This window comes from Paenibacillus sp. VCA1 (assembly GCF_031583795.1).
GTDB lineage: Bacteria > Bacillota > Bacilli > Paenibacillales > Paenibacillaceae > Paenibacillus_AQ > Paenibacillus_AQ albilobatus.
Genome location: NZ_JAVLSX010000018.1, coordinates 20,053 through 37,971 on the forward strand (window position 1 = coordinate 20,053; position 17,919 = coordinate 37,971).

Genomic DNA, 17,919 nt, shown 5'->3' on the forward strand with positions numbered 1-17,919 from the left:
GGACCTTGGAATAGTACAAATAAACTAGATCACGTTCTTTGCGCTCATTTCCAATGAAAACGCTTAAAAAGACGCTTATCGATCATTTCCATCAAGGAGGCCCAAAACATGGTAAAAAAGCTGCTGCCTTACCTCATCCTGACGATGGGGCTGCTCCACATTTTTTTGCTGCACCATTTACTGTTCAAGCTGATTCCTATGGCGCTGATCCTCGTTTACGCTTATCTTCAATGCTCTTCCGCCAACAAAAAGCACGCTTTTCTTACGCTCGCAGGACTCTTTTTCTGCATGCTGGGCGACGGCTTGCTCCGTTTTTTCGTCGTGGGATTGTCGGCTTTTCTCATCGGCCACCTGTTCTACTTGTCCGCTTTTTTGATGCGGTGGAGATTTTCGCCCCTTCGGCTTTGCGCGGCGCTCCCCCTTGCCGGCTTCGCCGCATTTATGGGCTGGAAGCTGCATGGCGGTTTGACCGCCGGAGGGCATGATAACCTGATCGTTCCGGTATTTTTATACGTGGCCGTCATTACCCTGATGGGATTCTTTGCCGTCATGACGGGAAACTCGAGATGCGCCGCCGGAGCGCTGCTGTTTATCGCGAGCGACTCCATCCTCTCCTGGAACATGTTCGTTTCGGACATCGCGTATCCCGGCGTTCTGGTGATGGGAACGTATTACACCGCGCAATTTTTGATCGCCGGCAGCATGCGGCACAGACTCCGGGCATCGGGCGGCATACAGAACGGCAGCGATACTCCGGTTCGATTTCTTACCTGACGCAACCAAAAAAAGCACAGCTCCCTTTTCAGGGAACTGTGCTTTATAGGCTTTTTTTAACCAAAGCTATAAGAAAACGTCTGTCGACGCTACTTCCGAAGTTTTCCGCTCAATTATAAACTTGTCGGCAATGCCGGAAATTTATAATCTTCAGAAATCCATAAAACGGAGTTGATTCTTATAATTTAGTTACGTTTGCAGCTTGAGGGCCACGGTTGCCTTCAGTAATTTCGAATTCAACTTCTTGACCTTCGTCCAAAGTTTTGAAGCCATCGCCTTGAATTGCGGAGAAATGCACGAATACGTCTTCGCCGCCTTCAACTTGGATAAAGCCATAGCCTTTTTCTGCGTTAAACCATTTAACTGTACCTTTCAAATGAACAACCTCCTAAAAATACCGCCATATGTGGCGAATAAGTACATTATACTTCATGCATCTTGACAATGCAATCGATCTTTTGCGAATTTGAACTTTTTCATTTGCTTTTGGAGCTTCCTCTAAGGTATCATTTTACCAAAAGACCAAACGGAGAATGCATATGATCAAAAAACACGAAATATACAAAAAAGACAAATGGAACATGATGACCGTCGAAGTGCAGGGCCGTTATATCATTCTTCGGGAGATCTCCGATCAATGGGGCGAGGAAACCCACACCTTCATGAGCCGCCCGGCTCTCATGCAATGGGCCGAAGCCCGTTTTCCCAAAGAGGAATACGAAGACAATATGGAAGAATGGCGTTCGATCATGGCCGCCTTCAAAGGAGTCTAGCCCTACAAAATGGAGTATAACAGCACCCTTATCTTCATCATTTCCGCTTTCTGCCTCGGGGCCGTGCTGATCATGATGAAAAACTCGGTCCCGCAGAAGCTGAAACGGGGTCTGGCGGGCACGGCGGCCGTCATGATCCTCATTGCCTTTATACTTATTGTATACAGTCTGTTCACCATGGGTTCCAGCCCTTGAAGGAAAGTTTCATATTATTGAGGGGAAAGGTTCATACTAAGGGGTATATTTCCTAAACAAGGAGGCTCCCTGCTTGTGAACTTCAGCAAGACGATCAGGATCGCGGTGCTGCTTGCGGTTGCCGCGGGCGCTGTTCCCCTTTTTCCTCCTGCGGTTTCGTCAAGTGGAACCCATACTCATTCATCCCAACAATTAAGGAGGATTCCCATGGAAAAGCTATTGAAGCGTTCAGAAGTACCCGAAGAGCATAAATGGAATGTGGAGGATTTGTTTGACGGCCAAAAAGCCTGGGATCAAACCTACGCCGAACTTCAGCAGGAGCTGAAAAAGGTCGCCGAATTCCAAGGCAAGCTCGACAACGCCAAATCGGTGAAAGACTGCTTCGCGCTTGAAGACGATATTTCCCTTAAAACCGAACGCCTTTACGTATATGCCCATCTGCACCATGACGAAGATACAGCAAACCCTACATACCAGGCATTGTCCCAAAAAGCGAAAAAATTGAACGTGCAGGTCGGCGAGGCGCTTTCCTTCATTACGCCGGAAATTTTGTCGCTGCCGGACGAAACGCTGGACGCGTTTATCGCGGATCCCGTTCTCGCTCCATACAAGTTCACCCTGACCGAAATGAAGCGCGAAAAAGCGCATGTGCTTTCCAAGACGGAGGAAGCGCTGCTCGCGCAGGTCGGCAACCTGTCCCAGGCGCCGCAGACGATTTTCGGCATGCTGAACAACGCGGATTTGAAGTTTCCGAAAATCAAAAACGAAGACGGCAAGGAAGTCGAGCTGACGCACGGCAACTACATCCAGTTCCTGGAGAACCCGAACCGCGAGGTGCGCGAGCGCGCGTTTAAAGCCGTATACGATACGTATGCGAAAAATAAAAACACCATCGCCGCCGCGCTGAACGCCAACGTCAACAAAAACATGTTTTACGCGAACGTGCGCAAATATCCTTCCGTTCTGGAAATGTCGTTGTACGGCGACAATATTCCGAAGGAAGTGTATACCAACCTGATCGACACGATCCATGAAAGCCTGCCGCTGCTGCACAGATACATGAACCTGCGCAAAAAGCTGCTGGGCGTCGATGAGCTTCATATGTACGACCTGTTTGCGCCGCTCGTGGAAGAATACAAAATGGACATCACCTACGATGAAGCGAAAAAGACCGTCAAGGAAGGCCTCAAGCCGCTGGGCGAAGACTATTTGAAATCGCTGCAGGAAGGCTACGACAACAAATGGATCGACGTTTACGAAAATGAAAACAAACGCACCGGCGCTTACAGCTGGGGAGCCTACGGCACCCACCCTTACGTGCTGCTGAACCATAAAGACAATTTGAACAGCATGTTTACGCTCGCGCACGAAATGGGCCATGCGCTGCATTCCTATTATTCGGACAACACGCTGCCTTACCGCGACGCGCAGTACACGATCTTCCTGGCCGAAGTCGCTTCCACGACCAACGAAGCGCTCCTGATGGATTACCTGCTCAAAAAATCGACGGATCCGAAGGAAAAAATGTACCTGCTGACCTATTATGCGGACCAGTTCCGCACGACGGTGTTCCGCCAAACGATGTTCGCCGAATTCGAAAAGCTCATCCATGAGCGCGCCGAATCGGGCGAGGCGTTGACGCCGCAGGCGCTGTCGGAAATTTATTACGATTTGAACGTGAAATACCACGGCAAAGGCATGGCCGTCGACAAGGACATCGAAATGGAATGGGCCCGCATCCCTCATTTCTATAACAGCTTCTACGTGTACAAGTACGCGACCGGCTTCTCCGCGGCGACCAGCTTCTCCAAGCAAATTTTGGAGGAAGGCCAGCCTGCCGTGGACCGCTACCTCGGCTTCCTGAAAAGCGGCGGCAGCGACTTCTCGATCAACATCCTGAAAAAAGCCGGCGTCGACATGTCCTCGCCGCAGCCGATCCGCGAAGCGATGAGCGTTTTTGAAAATGTGATCGAGCAGTTGGAGCAAATGACGAAATAATGCATTCTAGGCACGAAAATCCCTTGTCCTTGCAGGCCAAGGGATTTTATACTGTCCTTAAGAAGGAGGTGTCCGCATGAAAATCCAGTGGTCGCTTATCGCCGGATTGGTTTTTGCGCTGATTACGGCCGTATTCGCCGTCATTAACGTGGATCCGGTTCGGGTTAATTTCATGTTCAGCAAAGTCGACATCCCGCTGATCCTGCTCATCGTCGGCTGCACGCTGATCGGCGGCATCATCGTCGGTTCTTACGGAATCTTCAGGCAGTACAAGCTGCAGAAGGAAATCAAGCTGTTGAACGCCCAGCTCGCGTTTATCCAAAACGAGACGGGTTATACGCCTCCTTCACCGGAAGAACTGAAAAACGGCGTTTCCAAAGAACAAGAGGAATTGCCTACAACTTAATGAAAGAGGAGGAACTCCCCATGTCTATCCAACCGAATGAAGAATACATACTTACGTTTTTGAAAAAACTGCTGGACACGCCAAGCCCCACCGGTTTTACCGCCCACGCCTTGAAGCTTGTCGAGCAGGAAGCGTCCTCCCTCGGCGTCAAGCTGTCCTGGAACCAAAAGGGAGGCGCGATTCTCGAAGTCGAGGGCGAGGACGGCTCCCGCACGATCGGGCTCAGCGCGCATGTGGACACGCTGGGGGCCATGGTGCGTGCCGTCAAATCCGACGGCAGACTCCGCTTGACCCGCGTCGGGGGTTTTATGCTGCAAAGCATCGAAAACGAATACTGCGTCATCCATACGCGCAGCGGCAAAACGTATACGGGCACGATTTTGAGCACGCATCCTTCCGTGCATGTATACAGCGATGCCCGCGAATTCAAACGCGAGGAAGAAAACATGGAAGTCCGCATCGACGAGCTCGTCGAATCCAAGGAAGACGTGCTTAAGCTCGGCATCGGGGTCGGCGACTTCGTATCCTTTGATTCCCGCGCGGTCATTACGGACAGCGGTTTCGTCAAATCCCGCCATATCGACGACAAAGCCAGCGTCGCCGCGCTGTTCGGCCTGCTCGAATCGATGAAACGCGAAAACTGGAAGCCGAAACATCATTTGAAGCTGCTCATTTCCAATTACGAGGAAGTGGGGCACGGCGCCGCCTTCATCCCTTCCGATATCGACGAACTGATCGCCGTCGACATGGGCTGCATCGGCGATGATCTCAGCTGCAAGGAGACCGACGTTTCCATTTGCGCCAAGGATTCTTCCGGCCCGTACGATTATGACATGACAAGCAAGCTGATCGAGCTGGCCAAAGCCGAAGGCATCCCGTTTGCGGTCGACGTGTACCCGCATTACGGCTCCGACGCTTCCGCCGCGTTGTCGGCCGGCAACAATATCCGCGCCGCGTTGATCGGACCGGGCGTGCACGCTTCCCACGCGATGGAACGGACGCATAAAACGGCCGTGTTTAATACGTCCAAGCTGCTTGCGGCTTATGTGAAAGCTTGATGTAAAGCAAATGTTTTCCGGACAAGCACCGGACCGACGGACCGGTTTCCATGCATTTTCACGGTGCTCTATCATACCGCAAAAAAAAAGCTATTCGATCCCTCTGATCGAATAGCTTTTTTGATCGAAAATCCCCTTTGCAATGCGCGAAGGCGCTGTTCCTTCATTCCCCTTATTTTGCGGAACCGCCCATAGGCGCCGCAGCTCTTGGGGAATATACGGAGATGTGATCCAGCCGCTGCGTTTTATGCGGACCTACAAATTTCAGTTCGTACTCCCCGAGTTTGTACATCAGGATGTCATCACCGCTGTTTGTTTTGATTGAGCTTGGTTTGCCCAGCGTTCGCTTAATTTCCGCAAAGCTGATCCCATTGAAAGCCTGGCTTTCATCCATCGGTGAACCGAAATAGCGGATATCGTATACCACTTCGCCGCGTCCGATGCCGAAGGCATACGTCCCCCGGCCCGCTCCGGGCGAGTAGCTGTCGTAAGCGTAGCGGTCGGTTGGCTGCCAAGGACGGTCAGGTTCCCCCCAAGCCTCATGCACAACGTCAATCGTCGTTTTCCCGGCGACAAAATCGGCTCCTTTTACTTTCCCTTTTTTCGCGAGTGCAACGATGTCTTTAAGCTGCTGTTCGTGCCCCTTCGTATCGGACGACTGCGTTCCCGTTTGTTTGGAACCCGTTGAACCGGTGCTGCCCTGGTTAGAGCCGCCCTTTGTGGACGTCGAGACGCCGCCGGAACCGGCCGAGCCGTTTTGGGCATCGTTTTCCGTTGCCGTGTTTCCGGATTGTGCATCGCCTGAATTATTATCGCCAGGCGTATTCGTGGTGGTTTCCGCCGGTGTAGTCGCATCCGCCGGTGGTTTAGCGGCTGTTTCATCGCTGGTTGTTTTTCCATTGGTCAGCGCGCATCCGCTTAAAGCCACGATAAGTGCAAGCCCGGCAATCGTCCAGCCGAGCGATTTTCGTTTAAAGTTTTTAATCATGAATATCCTCCTTCTAAGCTGCTGCTTGGAACCCGACAATCCCGCGGTCCCGGGAATTTGCGCTCCGCGCTGTTTGTATTTCTCGAGTAATGCAATAATCGTATGTCCGTATTCGGATACCCGCTTCGGATCGATCCTTGAAAGCGCCAAGGCATCCGCCGCAAGCTCCTGATCCTCCCTCATTTTGTATAGGGCGTACCACAGAAGAGGGTTGAACCAGTGGAGAGCCAACAGTACGTGCATCAGCCAATTCACCAAAATATCGGCATGTTTTACATGCGCAAGCTCATGTAAATAAATATGATTCAGCTGCTCCTCATTCAGTTCCCTGCTGCTGACGGGCATGATCAAATGGGGCCAAAACAGTCCGAAGAGCGTCGGCGTAGCCACGGCCGTCGAAAAGCTGAGACGGATACGGCGTTTGATTCCCATGGTTTGTTTAGCTCGCATCAGCACCTGCATATCCGCCCGAACAGCCGGTTCCGCAACCTTTCGCAGCCTCATGGAAAAATGAACGTTGACGAGCAGCAATCGCAGCAGCAAAGCGATGGATACAAGGAGCCATATCCCTGTAAGCACCTGCTTCACGTCCCACGCCCTGCCTGTATGGTTCAGATCAGCCCCCGTAACATTCCCTAAGGTTTCAGGATGAACGATTCCCGGAACCTCAGGCGAAGGCGAAGACGGCATCGGTTCGTTCCCGGATGTAAGATCGGGCGTATTCGCTTCGCTTGCGGGCGTAGCATGGGTCCATGAAAAAAGATTATCGATGCTGAACTCGCTATGCGGACCCGAAGGAATCAGAAGCCTCAACATCAAAAGCAGCCATAAAGCATAATGCCACCCGGGCTTCACCCTATTGTTCAAAACGGCTTTGATAACAAAAATAAGTAGGGTCATCACACTTGCCAGAAGCGTCGTTTTTATGACCCAATCCAAAAAAGTGCTCATTGAGGGGCCGGTCAGCCATTCCATCGCTTACCCCCTCCTCCCCGAATCCGACTTTTCGTCCAGCAGCCGCCGCAGTTCCTCAATATCGGCGGAAGTAAGCTGTTCCTCTTTCAAAAAGTTCACCAAAAGCGGCTTCAACGACCCGCTGTAAATCCGTTTCAAAAAGCTTTTGGTTTCCGCCTTCTGGCATTCCTCTTCGGTAATGAGCGGATAATAGGAATACGGTCTGCTGTCCGGGTGATAGGCGACGGCTCCTTTGGCCACCAGCCGGTTCAACAGGGTCCGGACGGTTTTCGGGCTCCAGTCCATATGGGAAGCAAGCGCATCAATGACCTCATTCGCCGCCATTGGCGAACTCTGCCAAAGCACTTTCATAACTTCCCATTCCGCCTCCGAAATGACGGGTAATGTATTCAAATGGATTTCCCCCTTTCAAGATTACGTTTGTAATCTCGCTTTATAATATTACATATGTAATCCGGATTGTCAATCCTGCGTTGGCCTAATCTTAAATACGCTAAAGGAAAACACCGCCATTGAAAAAAAATATGCAACCTTAGAGTTGCTCGTATTGACAAGCAACCTATAAGTTGCGTATGATCGATATATGAATTGGAACAAAGACGCAATATTCAAAGCTCTTGGCGACTCGACTCGGCGGCTCATATTAGACGAATTATCCGAACGCAACGAAATGACGTTGTATGAACTTACGGCACGTCTCATTATGAAGCATGACCTTTCCATTTCGCGGCAGGCTATAGCTAAACATATTTCTGCATTGGAAGAGGCAGGGCTCGTGAAATCAGAAAAGAAAGGAAAATATCGAGTCGTGATATTCAACAACGAACCACTCAAAGATTTGCTGAAAGGATGGGTAGAGTAACATCTCAAATATCAAAGGAGGAAAAAAAGTATGAAAATCGTTGTTACCAGTATATTTGTACAAGATCAGGACAAGGCGCTGCAGTTTTATTCAGAAAAGCTGGGGTTTGTAAAAAAAGAGGACGTTCCCGTCGGAGAATTCCGGTGGATAACGCTTGTTTCCCCTGAGGAACAAGACGGTACCGAGCTATTACTCGAACCGAATGACCATCCTGCCGCCAAAGAGTATCAAGAGAAGATATTTGCCGATGGCATCCCAGCAACAATGTTTGGCGTTGCGGATGTTCATAAAGAGTATAAACGGTTATTGGAAAACGGCGTGAAGTTTACGATGGAGCCGACAACAATGGGCGATGTCACAATAGCTGTCTTCGACGATACATGCGGCAATCTGATTCAGATTATGCAGAAGTAACACTTAAACTAACTGGAAATTACAGTTAATCAAAGGTAATGAAGCCACCCTATCAAGGTGGCTCATTTTTTGTTCCGATGGGTAGGTTAACTGTTTTTGCTTGCTTCGATTTTCTCCGCCAGCTCGTTCAGGTACGTCCAGCGTTCCATGAGATGCTCCAGCTCCTGCTCGGTTTCCTCCTGCTGCTGCAGCAGCTCCTGCAGAAGGGCGGAGTCGCTGTACGCTTCCTCCATCTTTTTCCGGATGCCGGCCAGTTTGTTTTCGCAAGCCTCGATCAGGCCATCGATTTGCTCGTATTCGCGCTGCTCCTTGTAGCTGAATTTCAGCTTTTCGCGCGGAGCGGCCGCCGGGTCGTTTTTCGATGCAGAAGCCGTCTTTTCCGCCTTGCGTTCCGCGGCGGCAGGTTCGGCGTTTTTAGCCATCCATTCGCTGTATTCGGTAAAATTGCCCACATGGACCCGTACCCGTCCCTCACCCTCGAAGGCCAGCATTTTATCCACGGTCCGGTCCAGAAAGTACCGGTCATGGGATACGACAAACACGACGCCCGGAAAATCGTCCAAATAATCCTCGAGCACGGCAAGCGTTTGGATGTCCAGGTCGTTGGTCGGCTCGTCAAGAAGCAGCACGTTCGGCGCGGACATCAGTACCCGCAGCAAATACAGGCGCCTTTTCTCGCCGCCCGACAGCCGGGAAATCGGAGTCCACTGCATGGCAGGCGGGAACAAAAAGCGCTCCAGCATCTGGGAAGCGGTAATGCTGCCGCCGTCCTCGGACCGGATGACTTCCGCTTCTTCCTTAATATATTCAATGACGCGCATGCTGCCGTCCATATCCTGATGCTCCTGGGTGAAATAGCCGACTTTAACGGTCGGACCGGCGACGATCTCTCCCTCATCCGGCTGCAGTCTTCCGGCAATCATGTTCAGCAGCGTCGATTTCCCGCTTCCGTTCGGCCCCACGATGCCGATCCGGTCGCCGGGCACGCAAATATAATTCAGATCATGGATCAATAGCTTGCCGCCGGCTTTTTTGCCCACATGCTCGAGCTCGATGATTTTGCGCCCCAATCGCGTCGAGGCCGCCGACATTTCCACCGTGCCGCTCCGCGTCGGCCCCTGCTGCTCCTTGAGCGCTTCGAAGCGATCGATCCGGGCCTTTTGCTTGGTCGATCTTGCTTTGGCTCCGCGCCGGATCCAGGCCAGCTCATTCCGCAGCAGGTTCTGCCTTTTTTGTTCGGAAGCTTCCTCCCGTTCCTCCCTCTCCGCTTTCAGCTCAAGAAACTTGGAGTAATTGGCTTCGTACCGGAACAATCTGCCTTGGTCCAGCTCCAGCATCACGTTCGCGACCCGATCCAAAAAATAGCGGTCATGCGTAATCATCAACAGCGCGCCGCGGCGCTTCTGCAAATACTGCTCAAGCCATATAACGGAATCGTTGTCGATATGGTTCGTCGGTTCGTCCAAAATGAGCAGCTCGCACGGTTCGATCAGCGCCTGCGCCAAGGCGACCCGCTTGCGCTGTCCCCCCGACAACGTGCCCATAGGCGCATCGAACCGAACGATGCCAAGCTTGGACAAAATGGTTTTCGCTTCGCTTTCCATTTGCCATGCCTGAAGCGCGTCCATCTGCTGGTTCAGCTTCAGCAGCTTTTCCTGCAGCGCCGAATCCGCGGGATTCCGTTCCAGCCGTTCCATCGTTTCGGTGTAATCCCGAACGACCTTGAGCTTCGGATCATTCCCCTCAAACACCTGCTGCAGCACCGTATTGTCCGGATTAAAATCCGGATTTTGCGCCAGGTAACGCACCCTGACCTGGTTTCCGATGGAAATGCTCCCGTCATCCGGCTGTTCCAGCCCGGCAATGACGCGCAAAAACGTCGACTTGCCCGTTCCGTTCACGCCGACGATGCCGATTTTGTCCTGATCCTCCATGCCGAAGGAAGCATCCTGAAACAGGATCTTTTCGCCGTAGCTTTTTGATATATGTTCAACGGTCATGATGTTCATATCGTTTTTCCCTACTTATCTCTTGAATTAAAAAGCATAATGCTATTTTAGCATACGGTTAGGTCCGATAGGAACAGGTGAGCCGTCCGTCGCCCGCCCATGGAAGCAATAAAACCGTCCGAATCCGGACGGTTTTATGAAATTTCGATCCGATCAGAGCGCCAAGGCCAGCAGCCACGCCGCCAGACCGCCAATGCAGGAAGAAATAAAATTGACCGCGTCGTTGTTCATCCAGCGCCATCCGCGAATCCGGCGGGTCGGCCGTCCGCAATGCTCAAGCACTTCCACGTCTTTGCCGCATACGGGGCATCGGTACATGACCTGCACGGTCGCCCCCAGAAAGGAATCGGCAAACGCGCCGGCGAGCCCGCCGGCAAGCCCTGCAAGCCATAAGCCCAACCAGGCTGCGTCCGTCCGGGTCCACAAGGTGAATAACCAGGCGAACAACGCAATGGCAAGCCCGCCGACCGCGGCCGCTGCGCTGCCCATCAACGTGACGCCCCCCGACGTGCCGGGAGGAACGATCTTTCCCGTCAGCACGGAACGCGGCGGCCTGCGGCTGAGCCCTCCCCATTCGGTCGCCCAGGTGTCGGCCGTCACGGCCGCCATGACGCCGATAAAAGCGTAAATCCAACCCGGGTGAGGCCATACGGCATGAAATATGCACAGCAGCATGCCCGCGCCGCCGTTGGCAAATACCTGGCCCGCGTCCCGCTTGCCGGTTTTGGCATAGGATTTTTCGAGTTCTTCTTTATTTGCTTGTTTGAATTTCGACAGCAGCGAAGAGCTGACAAAAAACACAAGCAGCGTGCCGAACCATAACAAATTGCCCGCGCCAAAATAGACCGTGCCCATGACAAACGCGGCAACCGCCCCTGAGAGGGTGAGCGACCTTTTCCAGTAAGCACCTCCGGCGACGACGAAGGCGCAAAGCGCGCCGATCAGCCAGAACATGTCAGCCGATCACGCAGCTTCCGAGAAGACGGTCTCCCCAATACAGCTCAAACGTATCGCCGGCAGCGCAAGGACCCACCCCGGCGGGCGTGCCCGTAAAAATGACATCCCCTTCGCCAAGTCCGTAATTCGCGCCGATATAATCGACAATCTCCTGCAAAGGGAAAATCATTTCCTTAATATTTCCGCGCTGCACTTCCTTGCCGTTTTGGCGTACCGTGAAGTCTTCGCCCTCTGCCGCCTCTACTCCGGGAAAATCGATGAATTCGGAAATCGGCGCGGCGTTTTTAAAGCCTTTGGCGGCCGTCCATGGATGTCCTTTTTTCTTGATGCCCGTCTGCACGTCCCGCAGCGTAAAATCGATCCCGAGCGCCATTTGGCCTACCAGGTCATCCACCTTGATGCCCGGCTCATAGGAGCGGCGCACGCGAAGAACAAGTTCTCCCTCGTAATGAACCTCCCCTTTGTTTTGCGGCAGCTCGAGCGTCTGACCCGCCAAACGGGCGACCGCATGGGACGGCTTCAAAAAAATCATCGGCTCATCCGGCACGTCGTTTCCAAGCTCGGCGGCATGCAGCCTGTAGTTGCGTCCGACACAATACACGTTTTGAATCATCCTATTCCCATCCTTTGCTAGTAAAAAATGTAGATGTTCCCGTCTAGCCCATAAACGTTTTTTTCCACACATCCGGCCGGTTGGTGCAGATCAAGATTTCCGGGGAAATATCCGCGATCCGTCTCATCCTTCTGGCGTCGTCGACGGTCCAGGCCATTACCTCGATGCCTGCCGCTTTCAGTCTTTGAAACAGCTCCGGGTCCAAATTCGGATGGCCGATCGACAGGAAGGAGCATCCCAACGCCTGAAGCCGCTCGACAAGGTCCTTTGGTTTGGCATCGATGATCAGACCGGTTTGAATATCCGGATTGATTTCCTTCACTTTACGGAGCGCCCCGGCGTCAAAGGAAGTCAGCACGACGTCCTGCTCCATATGATACGAAGCGACCCGGTCGATCACCGCCTGCTCCAATCCAGGGTACATGTTTCCCGACGTTTTAAGCTCGATGTTAAGCCGGACCCGGCCGCAGCAAAGATGAAGCACCTCGGTGAGAGAAGGAATCCGCTCTCCGTGGTAATCCCTGCTTTTCCAGCTTCCTGCGTCGAACCGGAGAAGCTGCTGCCACGTATAATCCTTTACTTTGCCCGTGCCGGTCGTCGTCCGGTCCAGGGTAAAATCATGGATGACCACGGGAATCCCGTCGATCGTAAGCTGGGTATCGATTTCGATCCACTGAACAAAGGGTTCGGCTATAGCCATTCGAAAAGCAGCCATCGTGTTCTCCGGCGCTATACCCGAAAAACCGCGATGAGCCACGCACAGATTGTTCATCCTTCTCCCCCCAAACGTAAGGTTTCAAAGTTAGCCTGCTTAAGATCCCGGCGTTACGACGCCGTCCCCGGAAATTTTGACGCCGCCGATCGATAGATTTTGCAGCTCTTTCATGAGCTGGCTTCCCTCCTGCGCATTCATCGGGACGGGCTGGCCAAGCTCCGCATGGAACGGCACCAGTTTCATGCTGCAGCCCGACTTTTTGCATGTCGCTTGAAATACGGCCGTTTTCCACGTCGACGGCGTGCCCGATTTCGTGAAGATAAAGTTGCCTGTACTGTAAGCAATCCATTTCCCCTTATACTGCTCCAAGCCTTGCAGAACATGGGGATGCCCGCCAATGATCAGGTCGGCCCCCGCATCGATAAAATCATGCCCCAGCTTTTTTTGAATATCGTTCGGCGTAAGGGCGCGTTCGATCCCCCAGTGCACCATGACGATGACGAGATCGGCTTTTTTGCGGGCTTCGCCGATCGTGGCGATGACCCGCGATGCTTTATCGTAAGCACTGGCCACGCCGGGCTTGTTCGTTCCGGCCGCCCAGTTCGTCTCCGGGTAAACCCGGCTCGCGCCGATGACGGCGATCTTCATGCCTCCTCGCTCGAAATACACCGGTTTATAAGCACGATCTGCGTCTTTCCCTGCGCCGACGTACTGGATGCCGCTTTGATCCAAATAGTTGATCGTATCCAGCAAACCGACCTCGCCTTGGTCGAGAATATGGTTGTTGCCGAGATTGACCACATCCATCCCCGCGGCCCGCAGCGCTTCCAGCGCTTGCGGCGAGGACTTGAACACGAATTGTTTGTTTTGGGCGCTTACTCCGCCCGTCGTGACGGGCGTCTCCAGATTGCCGAGCGTAAGATCGTCTTTTTTGAACATGTCTCCCAAATAATGAAACGGGTATGAGTAACCGTTTTTTTCAAGCAGCGTCTCCACTTTGCCCGAAAAAATCATGTCCCCGACAAATTGGATCGTGACGGATTTCCCGTCATCCTTCATTATACTATGTTCCTTTGTCGCTTCAGAGTCCTCAGCACCGGCGTCTTTCCCGGCGTCTCCTTGATCGGCGGCATCTGCCGGCGGATTGTCCTTGGTCTGCTGCGGCGGCTGTTTTTGCCCATCGTTCTCCTGTGTTTCTCCCGTCTGCTGCGTTTGCGATTGTGCCGTTCCCGGCTTATCCGGCTTTTCTGCAGGCTGCTCCTTGGCCGGATCGGAAGCCTCGGCTTCAGGCTCATCTTTCTTGGAGCCCGTATCGGAATCCGGCGCCGTGCCGTTATTCTTCGCCGCGGTTTCGTTCCGTTCCGTATTCGCGGATGACGGCTGCTGCGGCGGAACTCCTGCCGCGCCCCGATTTTCGGTAAGAAAATAAGTAGCAAGCAAAATGACAATCATCAGAAGCAAACAAGCGTTGAGGGTGAGCCACAGCCGCCTCTGCTTCTTTTTCCGGTTCTTGGAACCGGTTCGTTTTTTTTGTGACCTTGGCGGATACATCGCTCCTCCTTAAAATAAACAGTTTGGAATCTTTGAAAATCCTAATTTTTAGTAGATTTCCTCCAGAATCCATACTATTATATCAGGCCCGCAGAAGCAAATAGAACCCCCCGCAAGCGGAGGGTTCCTTTAACGATGTCCCGTTTTAAGCCAATTTCGATTTTTGAAGCTGTTCGACGATTGCGTCGCGCAGCGTCTCCATATACAGCGGGTCGCTGTTCAGCATGTCGATGCGCATGAGGCGCATGTCCAGCTCTTTGGCGACTTCCTGGGCTTCGATATCCAAGTCGTACAGCACTTCGAGATGATCGGACACGAAGCCGATCGGAGCGACCAGCACGTTTTTGACCTGCTCTTTGCTCAGGTTGCGGAGCGTGTCGAGAATGTCCGGTCCGAGCCATGGTTCCGCGGTGCGTCCCGCGCTTTGCCAAGCAAACTGCCAAGACGTGATGCCGGTTTTTTCGGCAATCGCGCGCGAAGTCTCAAGCAGCTGCTCCGGATACGGATCGCCGGCCTTCAAGATTCTTTCCGGCAGGCTGTGCGCGCTGAACAGCACGCGGACTTCGCTTGGCTCCGCTCCCGCTTCCTTGAAGAGGTCCAGCTTCGCTTTGACGCGGCGGCTGAACGCTTCGATCAGCTGCGGATGCAGATGATAGCTTTTGACGAACGTGAATTCCACCCCGACTTCGTCCGCTTTGGCTTGGGCGCGTTTGACATAGCTCTCCACGCTCATCGTGGAATAATGCGGGGCAAGAACGATCCCAACCGCTTTTTTGATGCCGTCCTTCGCCATTTGCTCGATGCCGTCTTCAATGAACGGGCTGGCATGCTTAAGCCCCTGATAGCAGACGTATTCGACGTCCAGCAACCGGCTCTCGGTGTCGAGCGCCTCCTGCAGGTTTTCTACTTGATGGTTCGTATTTTCGCGAAGCGGGAACACGCCGCCCACGATCGCTTTATAACGGTCCGACAGCTCTTCGAGCTGCTCGGGGGAAGGCGCATGTCCGCGGCGGATGTGCGTGTAATACGCTTCAATGCCTTCCATGCTTTCCGGGGTGCCGTAGGACATGACTAAAACGCCGATTTTGGTTTTCACGAAGCAATCACCTCTACTAAATATTGAACTTGATTTATCATTTGCCTTGTTTCAAAGCCGATGCCGAGTACTCATGAATATATTCCGTCAATTCCTTGAGTTTATCCAGCGACGCTTCCGGGAACAGGCCGTGTCCCAAATTAAAAATAAACCCGGGCTCCGCGATCCCTTCATCGATGATTTCTTTGGCATACCGTTTGATCGTCTCCATAGGCGCGGTCAACACATAAGGATCGAGGTTGCCCTGCACCGCGAATTTGCCTCCCGTCCGTTTCCGGCCTTCAGCGATCGACACCCGCCAATCCAGCCCGATAACGTCCGCCTGAAGCTTGTTCAGCGTCGGCAGCAGCTCGCCGGAACTTACGCCCGGGAAATAAATTTTTGGTACATTCAAATCCGAAAGTTCGGCAAAGATACGGGTAATGGTAGGCAGCACATAGGTTTGAAAATCTTTCGGCGCAAGCGCCCCCACCCAGCTGTCGAACAGCTGGAACGCCTTGCCTCCGTTTTGGATATGGGACCGCACATAGGTAATGACCATGTCTCCAAGCTTGTCCATCAGCAATTGCCATACTTCCGGCTCGCTGTACATCAGCGTTTTCGTTAAAATATAGCTTTTGGACGGACGGCCTTCGATCAAATAGCTCGCAATCGTAAACGGCGCTCCGGCAAACGTGATCAGCGGAACCTGAAGCTCGCGGTCGAGGATGCGAATGGTCTCCATAATATGGGATAAGTCCTTATCCACGTCGATCGGGCGCAGCTTTTCCACGTCCGCTTTGCTTCGGATCGGGTTGTCGATCACCGGTCCGATATTTTTAACAATATCGAAATCGACGCCGAGGGAAGCGACCGGGTTCATGATGTCCGAATACAAAATGGCCGCGTCTACGCCCAGTTTCCGTACGGGCATCATCGTGATTTCGGCCGCAAGCTCCGGCTGCCGGCATATTTCAAGCAGCGTATATTTTTCTTTTATTTTGCGGTATTCAGGGTCGTATCTGCCCGCTTGTCTCATATACCAGACAGGTACATGGCCGATGTCCTGTTTGTAGCTGGCGCGTATGAGCGTGTCGTTATAGGTCATGAAGGGCCTCCAATGTTTTTTAGAATTTCTCTAATCTATATTATGCCCTTTTTAAAAGTAAGTAACAACCGGATGTCCGCAAATTCGGGTGACAATAGTATGACAACTGTGACATGGGGCCCTTGCGTAAATATGCTATACTGGAATAACCTGTGTTTTTCATCCCGCGATTTCAGTCACAAAGAAAGGAAGTGAAAAGCACATTGAAACCGTGGAAAGTTAATTTGATTGTGCTTTGGATCGGCCAGTTTCTGGTCAACTCCGGAATGACGATGATCACCCCGTTCCTGTCCCTGTATCTGGCGAAAGATCTGGGAGTGCGGGGCGAGCATGAAATCGGCTTGTGGGCAGGTTTGATTTTTGCGGCCAACTTCATGACTTCGTTCATTTTCCAGCCCCTTTGGGGCAAACTGGCCGACCGGTACGGACGCAAAATCATGCTGCTTCGCTCCGGCTTCGGCATGGCGATCGTCATTACGCTGATGGGCTTTGCCCGCAATCCTTGGGAGCTGCTGCTGCTGCGTCTGCTGAACGGCACGATCTCCGGCTTCAACCCTGCTTCGATTTCGCTCGTGTCCGGCACGACCCCGAAAGAACGGATGGGCTTTGCGATGGGGATCATGCAGTCCGGCTCCGTGGCCGGAACGATTCTCGGACCGCTGATCGGAGGAGGACTCGCCGATTTGTTCGGGTTCCGCCCTATTTTCTATATTATCGGGATTCTTATTTTCGTGGCGTCGCTGCTGGCGCTTTTTCTCGTCAAAGAAAACTTCAACCGCGAAGAAGCCGCAAAACAGCCGCAAGCTTCCGTGCTTGCCGGATTCAAGGAGCTGACGAAAATCCCGCAGCTTCCGGCATTGTTCGCCGTAACTTTTTTGCTGCAGTTCGCGATGATGAGTCCGATGTCGCTGCTGCCGCTGTATGTTGAAAAGCTGCATGCGTCCGAGGTCAACCTGGCGTTCTGGGCCGGCATGGTGAGCGCCGTTACCGGGTTGTCCAACATGATCACCTCGCCGATTCTCGGCAAGCTGAGCGACAAAGTCGGTGCGCACCGGATTTTGACCTTCGCCTTGATCGGCGCCGGGGTGATGCTCATTCCGCAGGCTTTCGTCCAATCGGTATGGCAGCTCATTATCGTCCGGTTCCTGATGGGCGTCTTCATGGGCGGCCTGCTGCCGAGCGTCAATGCGCTGATCCGCTCTTATACGCCGGACGGCATGGAAAGCCGGGCCTTCGGCTTCAATACGAGCACGCTGGCGCTCGGGAACATGCTGGGCGCTTTGGTCGGAGGATTTTTGTCCGGCTTTATCGGCATCGAAGGATTGTTTATCATCTCCGGATGCCTGCTGCTGCTCAATATGGTATGGGTGCGGCTCAAGCTTTATAAAAAGGGCAATGCTCCGCAATTCCGGTAGCGTACGGATGTATGGTCAAGGATGTGGGGAACG

Annotated in this window: 19 protein-coding genes; 9 read left to right on the forward strand and 10 right to left on the reverse strand. The window is 52.8% G+C overall.

Going from position 1 to position 17,919, the window contains the following annotated elements:
* The first annotated feature begins 108 nt into the window (after window positions 1-108).
* A complete protein-coding gene (locus RJP21_RS27820) occupies window positions 109-774 on the forward strand; it encodes a lysoplasmalogenase (protein ID WP_310862160.1) in 666 nt (221 codons plus the stop codon).
* Window positions 775-952: 178 nt separating this feature from the next.
* Here the strand turns inward: RJP21_RS27820 and RJP21_RS27825 are convergent, their stop codons facing one another.
* Window positions 953-1,150 carry a cold shock domain-containing protein gene (locus RJP21_RS27825; protein ID WP_127599896.1) on the reverse strand — a complete coding sequence of 66 codons (198 nt, stop codon included), beginning with the start codon at window positions 1,148-1,150 and terminating at the stop codon, window positions 953-955.
* A gap of 163 nt (window positions 1,151-1,313) precedes the next feature.
* On the opposite strand from RJP21_RS27825, the gene RJP21_RS27830 reads away from it, so the two are divergent.
* From RJP21_RS27830 to RJP21_RS27850, 5 genes are all read left to right on the forward strand, one after another.
* Window positions 1,314-1,547 (forward strand): hypothetical protein, encoded by a 234-nt coding sequence (locus RJP21_RS27830; RefSeq protein ID WP_160040206.1) that lies wholly within the window; start codon window positions 1,314-1,316, stop codon window positions 1,545-1,547.
* 9 nt (window positions 1,548-1,556) lie between these two features.
* Entirely contained in the window at window positions 1,557-1,742 is a 186-nt protein-coding gene (locus RJP21_RS27835) for a hypothetical protein (RefSeq protein ID WP_160040208.1), read from the forward strand.
* Window positions 1,743-1,949: 207 nt separating this feature from the next.
* A complete protein-coding gene (gene pepF, locus RJP21_RS27840; protein WP_310862161.1) occupies window positions 1,950-3,740 on the forward strand; it encodes an oligoendopeptidase F in 1,791 nt (596 codons plus the stop codon).
* A gap of 76 nt (window positions 3,741-3,816) precedes the next feature.
* Window positions 3,817-4,146, forward strand: coding sequence for a LapA family protein (locus tag RJP21_RS27845; protein ID WP_160040212.1), 330 nt, complete (start codon window positions 3,817-3,819; stop codon window positions 4,144-4,146).
* A gap of 20 nt (window positions 4,147-4,166) precedes the next feature.
* On the forward strand, window positions 4,167-5,204 hold the full coding sequence (locus RJP21_RS27850) for a M42 family metallopeptidase (protein ID WP_160040214.1): 1,038 nt from the start codon (window positions 4,167-4,169) through the stop codon (window positions 5,202-5,204).
* A gap of 172 nt (window positions 5,205-5,376) precedes the next feature.
* On the opposite strand, the gene RJP21_RS27855 is transcribed toward RJP21_RS27850, so the two are convergent.
* Both RJP21_RS27855 and RJP21_RS27860 read right to left on the reverse strand, forming a co-directional pair.
* Entirely contained in the window at window positions 5,377-7,167 is a 1,791-nt protein-coding gene (locus RJP21_RS27855; protein ID WP_310862162.1) for a M56 family metallopeptidase, read from the reverse strand.
* Window positions 7,168-7,170: 3 nt separating this feature from the next.
* Window positions 7,171-7,560 (reverse strand): BlaI/MecI/CopY family transcriptional regulator, encoded by a 390-nt coding sequence (locus RJP21_RS27860; protein WP_310862163.1) that lies wholly within the window; start codon window positions 7,558-7,560, stop codon window positions 7,171-7,173.
* Window positions 7,561-7,750: 190 nt separating this feature from the next.
* Between RJP21_RS27860 and RJP21_RS27865 the strand changes: the two genes are divergently transcribed.
* Together RJP21_RS27865 and RJP21_RS27870 are read left to right on the forward strand one after the other, a co-directional pair.
* Entirely contained in the window at window positions 7,751-8,029 is a 279-nt protein-coding gene (locus RJP21_RS27865; protein ID WP_310862164.1) for an ArsR/SmtB family transcription factor, read from the forward strand.
* Window positions 8,030-8,059: 30 nt separating this feature from the next.
* Complete coding sequence (locus RJP21_RS27870) at window positions 8,060-8,443, forward strand: VOC family protein (protein ID WP_310862165.1); 384 nt, start codon at window positions 8,060-8,062, stop codon at window positions 8,441-8,443.
* 86 nt (window positions 8,444-8,529) lie between these two features.
* Here RJP21_RS27870 and RJP21_RS27875 read toward each other — a convergent pair whose 3' ends face one another.
* The 7 genes from RJP21_RS27875 to hemE form a co-directional block, all read right to left on the reverse strand.
* The gene (locus tag RJP21_RS27875) at window positions 8,530-10,452 is read right to left on the reverse strand and encodes an ABC-F family ATP-binding cassette domain-containing protein (RefSeq protein ID WP_310862166.1); all 1,923 of its coding nucleotides are present in this window, start codon (window positions 10,450-10,452) and stop codon (window positions 8,530-8,532) included.
* Window positions 10,453-10,605: 153 nt separating this feature from the next.
* A complete protein-coding gene (locus RJP21_RS27880; protein ID WP_310862167.1) occupies window positions 10,606-11,406 on the reverse strand; it encodes a DUF92 domain-containing protein in 801 nt (266 codons plus the stop codon).
* A gap of 1 nt (window position 11,407) precedes the next feature.
* Complete coding sequence (locus RJP21_RS27885; RefSeq protein ID WP_310862168.1) at window positions 11,408-12,022, reverse strand: fumarylacetoacetate hydrolase family protein; 615 nt, start codon at window positions 12,020-12,022, stop codon at window positions 11,408-11,410.
* A 43-nt stretch (window positions 12,023-12,065) separates the two neighbouring features.
* Entirely contained in the window at window positions 12,066-12,794 is a 729-nt protein-coding gene (locus RJP21_RS27890) for a glycerophosphodiester phosphodiesterase (RefSeq protein WP_036706640.1), read from the reverse strand.
* 39 nt (window positions 12,795-12,833) lie between these two features.
* A complete protein-coding gene (locus RJP21_RS27895) occupies window positions 12,834-14,288 on the reverse strand; it encodes a CapA family protein (RefSeq protein ID WP_310862169.1) in 1,455 nt (484 codons plus the stop codon).
* Window positions 14,289-14,433: 145 nt separating this feature from the next.
* Window positions 14,434-15,384: a ferrochelatase gene (gene hemH / locus RJP21_RS27900; protein ID WP_310862170.1), complete on the reverse strand. Its 951-nt coding sequence runs from the start codon at window positions 15,382-15,384 to the stop codon at window positions 14,434-14,436.
* A gap of 37 nt (window positions 15,385-15,421) precedes the next feature.
* Window positions 15,422-16,471, reverse strand: coding sequence for a uroporphyrinogen decarboxylase (gene hemE, locus RJP21_RS27905; RefSeq protein WP_310862171.1), 1,050 nt, complete (start codon window positions 16,469-16,471; stop codon window positions 15,422-15,424).
* 203 nt (window positions 16,472-16,674) lie between these two features.
* Here hemE and RJP21_RS27910 point away from each other — a divergent pair, with 203 nt between their 5' ends.
* Entirely contained in the window at window positions 16,675-17,886 is a 1,212-nt protein-coding gene (locus tag RJP21_RS27910) for an MFS transporter (protein WP_160040227.1), read from the forward strand.
* Window positions 17,887-17,919 lie beyond the last annotated feature (33 nt).